The following is a 2429-nucleotide window of genomic DNA, read 5'->3' as shown; positions in this document are numbered from 1 at the left end:
GGACTGTTTTCGGGGTTGCATCCTGTACCGGGGTACAGGCTTACCGTGAAGCCATGACCGACAACGACCTGCGCGAACAGATGATGAACCTGTCCGCGTGCACCCTGCCCACCGTCGATCGCCCGACCCGGCTGGCCGAGTTCGACGACCTCTTCGCCCGCTCGGTGACCAGCGCGACCCGTCCGGGCCCGAACCGGTTGGAGCTTCGGCTGCGTCCCGGCGGTGACGGCGAGGCCGTCGGGCGGGATCTGGCCGCACGAGAATCAGTGTGCTGCTCGTTCTTCACCTTCACCTTCACCACCGACGCCAATGCGGTGCCGGTGATGGGGATCGAGGTCCCCACCGCACACCTCGACCTCCTCGACACCCTGGACGGGCGCGCCCGCGCCGCGGTCACCGGAGCGCACCGGTGACCGGACTGCGCAGCGGGGAAACTCGCCGCCGCGGCGGGCGTGAACTTGCAGACGTTGCGTTACTACGAACGCCGGGGGCTGCTGGCCGAGCCGGACCGATCCCTGGGCGGGCACCGGCAGTATCCGGAGCAGGCGGTGACCGTGCTGCGGGTGATCAAGGCCGCCCAACGCCTCGGGTTCACCCTCGACGAGGTCGCCGACCTGCTGGAGGGCACCCGCTACGGACACCGACGCCCCGCCGCCGGGCTGCGGGCCCGCGCGACGGCGAAACTCGCCGAGGTCGACGCGAAACTCGCGGAGTTGACCGCGGTGCGTGACACGTTGCGCGCGGCGCTGGCCGCCGGTTGCGATGACCTGATCGAGTGCAGCGAAAGCCCGTGCTGCCCGGTCCCGTTCGACCCCGCCGAGAACACTCGGCGAACCGCCGGTATCGACATCGAGATCGTGCGAGGTGATCGCCGTGGCTGCTGACACCACCAAGACCCGGCGCGGGTGGTGGGCCTCCATCGGGCTCGGCGCCCTCTTGTGCGTGGGCTGCTGCCTGATCCCGATCCTGGCCGCGGCCGGGATCATGGGCGGCGGCGCACTGCTGCTCAGCGTCTCCTGGCTGGAACCGATCGGGTTCGCGCTACTCGCAATCGGCGCGGCCGGGCTGGTGTGGTCCCGCTCGCGCTCGCGCCGACGCGGCTGTGGCACCACTACAGACGGGTCCGGCGGTGGGTGCGGAGAATCGGTTTGCGGCTGCGCCATTACGCCGACGGCCGAGAAGAGTCCGATCGGTCCGGTTTCGTAGGCTCACCGGTCATGACCGTCGCGCGTTCGATCCTGTTGTTCGTCCTGGCCGCCGTCGCCGAGATCGGCGGCGCGTGGCTGGTCTGGCAAGGCGTGCGCGAGCACCGGGGTTGGACGTGGATCGGGGCTGGGGTGATCGCGCTCGGCGTCTACGGCTTCGTCGCGACCCTGCAACCCGACGCGCACTTCGGGCGCATCCTGGCCGCCTACGGCGGGGTCTTCGTCGCGGGATCACTGCTGTGGGGCATGGCTCTGGACGGATTCCGTCCCGACCGCTACGACATCACCGGCGCGCTGCTGTGCCTGGCCGGGGTCGCGGTCATCATGTACGCACCACGCCCCGCCTGAACGCGACTTCCCACCCACCACCGGCGTGCGTGGTCGATGACGCGCGAGGAAGGGGCCCGGCCCCGCTGTTCTATCCGCTGGAGCGGAGTTCGGTGACGAGTGCTTGGACCCGCGTACGGATCTCGTCGCGGATCGGGCGGACCGCTTCCACGCCCTTGCTCGCGGGGTCCTCGAGCTGCCAGTCGCGGTAGCTGATTCCCGGCAGGACCGGGCAGGTGTCCCCGCAGCCCATCGTGATCACCACATCGGAGGTCTCCACCGCGTCGTAGGTGAGGACCTTCGGCGACTGGGCGGTGATATCGATACCGACCTCGGCCATCGCGGCGACGGCGGCGGGATTCAACGACTCGGCCGGTGCGCTGCCCGCCGAGCGGACCTCGATCTGTCCGTCGGCCAGATGCGCGAGGAAACCCGCGGCCATCTGCGAGCGTCCGGCGTTGTGGACACAGACGAACAGCACACTGGGTTTGGAATCCATGACCGGGTGCTCCCTTCTACGCGTGCGACAGTTTCTCGGATTCGGCATTGCCGTGCGGGACTACGACATCGTCCGCGCTCGCGGCGCTGCCGGGATAGAGCCACACGACCAGCCCCAGCCCCAGCAGCGCGCCCAGGATCTGCGCGCCGACGAAGGCGGGCACCGAACTCGGCGCGATCCCGGCGAAGGTATCGGAGAACATCCGGCCCACCGTGACCGCAGGATTGGCGAACGATGTCGAACTGGTGAACCAGTACGCCGCACCGATATAGGCCCCCACCGCCGCCGCCGACAATCCGGCACGCCCCGTGCGGGCCAGCGCGAAGATCACCGCCAGCAACCCCGCCGTCGCGACCACCTCACCGACCACATGACCGTCGCTGATCCGCTCGTGTGTG

General features: G+C 69.5%; 5 protein-coding genes and 1 pseudogene. 4 read left to right on the top strand and 2 right to left on the bottom strand.

Translation table 11 applies throughout. The features are described from left to right. The first annotated feature begins 53 nt into the window (after nt 1-53). From APZ21_RS06105 to APZ21_RS06090, 4 genes are read left to right on the top strand one after another with little or no spacing between them, the layout of a single operon-like run. Entirely contained in the window at nt 54-413 is a 360-nt protein-coding gene (locus APZ21_RS06105) for a hypothetical protein (protein WP_054812243.1), read from the top strand. 39 nt (nt 414-452) lie between these two features. After that, the gene (locus APZ21_RS06100) at nt 453-884 is read left to right on the top strand and encodes a MerR family DNA-binding protein (RefSeq protein ID WP_054812242.1); all 432 of its coding nucleotides are present in this window, start codon (nt 453-455) and stop codon (nt 882-884) included. Further along, a complete protein-coding gene (locus APZ21_RS06095) occupies nt 874-1206 on the top strand; it encodes a hypothetical protein (RefSeq protein ID WP_156370755.1) in 333 nt (110 codons plus the stop codon). Before APZ21_RS06100 ends, APZ21_RS06095 begins: the two co-directional genes overlap by 11 nt. An 11-nt stretch (nt 1207-1217) precedes the next feature. Beyond that, nucleotides 1218-1553, top strand: a complete 336-nt coding sequence (locus APZ21_RS06090; protein WP_054812240.1) for a YnfA family protein — start codon at nt 1218-1220, stop codon at nt 1551-1553. 70 nt (nt 1554-1623) lie between these two features. Here the strand turns inward: APZ21_RS06090 and APZ21_RS06085 are convergent, their stop codons facing one another. Together APZ21_RS06085 and APZ21_RS06080 are read right to left on the bottom strand one after the other, a co-directional pair. Beyond that, on the bottom strand, nt 1624-2031 hold the full coding sequence (locus tag APZ21_RS06085; protein WP_054812239.1) for an arsenate reductase ArsC: 408 nt from the start codon (nt 2029-2031) through the stop codon (nt 1624-1626). 16 nt (nt 2032-2047) lie between these two features. Beyond that, a pseudogene (locus tag APZ21_RS06080) lies at nt 2048-2429 on the bottom strand (aquaporin); the annotation flags it as partial.

Source organism: Nocardia arizonensis, from assembly GCF_001310275.1.
Lineage (GTDB): Bacteria > Actinomycetota > Actinomycetes > Mycobacteriales > Mycobacteriaceae > Nocardia > Nocardia arizonensis.
This window is presented reverse-complemented; position numbering and strand designations above follow the sequence as displayed.

Excerpts from the sequence above, each read along its gene's own strand:
- APZ21_RS06085 (WP_054812239.1), bottom strand. The coding sequence starts at position 2,031 with ATGGATTCCAAACCCAGTGTGCTGTTCGTCTGTGTCCACAACGCCGGA.
- APZ21_RS06090 (WP_054812240.1), top strand. The coding sequence starts at position 1,218 with ATGACCGTCGCGCGTTCGATCCTGTTGTTCGTCCTGGCCGCCGTCGCC.
- APZ21_RS06105 (WP_054812243.1), top strand. The coding sequence starts at position 54 with ATGACCGACAACGACCTGCGCGAACAGATGATGAACCTGTCCGCGTGC.